The organism is Nonomuraea sp. NPDC001699, assembly GCF_053596455.1.
This window is the reverse complement of the sequence record NZ_JBSFGF010000082.1, coordinates 1-1,425: the sequence shown is the minus strand read 5'-3', so window position 1 is coordinate 1,425 and position 1,425 is coordinate 1. Positions and strand designations below refer to the sequence as shown.

At 70.0% G+C, this 1,425-nt stretch carries 1 protein-coding gene; it reads left to right on the top strand.

Annotation, left to right across the window (positions count from 1 at the left end):
- Positions 1 to 80 precede the first annotated feature (80 nt).
- Positions 81 to 1,425 (top strand): polyketide synthase dehydratase domain-containing protein (locus ACWCSU_RS52795; RefSeq protein WP_449945255.1); only part of this gene is annotated, 1,345 nt, incomplete at its 3' end.

Sequence of the window (1,425 nt, the reverse complement as noted above, 5' to 3'; positions counted from 1 at the left end):
GACCGGCAGGAGCAGGAGCAGGGACGGGGACGGGTGCGGGAGCTGGGCTGGGCGAGGGGTGGCGGCGTCACGCCAGCGCGGTGATAGCCGAGAGCACGACGGACATCGAGAGCGCCGAGGGCGTGAACGGGGATGGTGCGGGGGCTGGTTTCGAGCTGGGTGTGTGGCCGCCGGTGGGGGCGCGGGCGGTGGAGGTGGAGGGCTTCTACCAGAAGCTGGCCGATGAGGGTTACGGGTATGGGCCTGCTTTTCGGGGGTTGAAGCGGGCCTGGGTGCGTGAGGGAGAGGTGTTCGCCGAGGTCGAGCTGGGTGAGCGGGAGTGTGTGGATGCGGCCCGGTTCGGGGTTCATCCGGCGTTGCTGGATGCCGCCTTGCATGCCACCAGCCTGCCCGCCCACATCGACCAAACCAACGGGGCCGGCAATCCTGGCGGGGCGGGGGTGATGTTGCCGTTCGCTTGGACCGGGGTGGAACTGCTGGCCTCCGGCGCCCGGCAGTTGCGGGTGCATGTCCAACCGGCCGCCGATGCCGATGGTGGCGTCAGTATCCGGATGGCCGATGGCAGCGGTGCCCCGGTGGCGGTGGTGACGAGTCTGATCTCACGCCCTCTACCGGCGGACGGGCTGGCTAGCGGCGGGCTGCGGGCAGGTGAGCGGCCCGTGGTTGAAGGGTTGCATCAGCTGCAATGGCTGCCCATACCAGGCAACCCAGCAGGGCGACCGGCGGGCAAGCTCGTAGAAGGGGCATCACACACGGCATCAGAGGCTGCGTCGGACGTGACACCGGGCCAAGTGATCGTGGTCGGCCCGTCCTCGGGTGATGTGGTGGCGGCGGTGCAGGCGGCTGGCGGCACTGTCGCGGGCCGCTACTGCGATCTACCGGCGTTGGATGCCGGGCTGGCTTCAGGCGAGCCGACGGCTGAGACAGTGATTCTGTCCCTGGACATGGAAGTCTCCGCCCACGACACCCACGACGACACCCAGGACACCCAGGACACCCAGGACACCCAGGACACCCAGGACACCCAGGACACCCGGGACATCCACGACGGGCATGACGTCCACGATGGGCATGGCGGGCCTAGCGGGCTGCTGTCGCGGTTGCGTGTGGAGCTGGATCGGGTGGTGGAGGTGCTGCGGGGCTGGCTGGCCAGTGAGCGGCTGGCCGAGACCCGGCTGGTGCTGCTCACCACCGGTGTGGTCACGGTTGGGCACAACGCCGATCCCGGCAACAGCGGTCCCGGGAATGATGGCCGCGAGTTGGTGGGGGCGGCGGTGCTGGGGCTGGCGCGGTCGGCGCAGGCCGAGCACCCCGGCCGGTTCCTGCTGGTCGACGTGGACGGACAACCCGCTTCCTGGCAGGCGCTGGCCAACGTACTGGGCACAACCAGCGCGCCGGGCGGTGCGGTGGATGGCACGCTGGCCA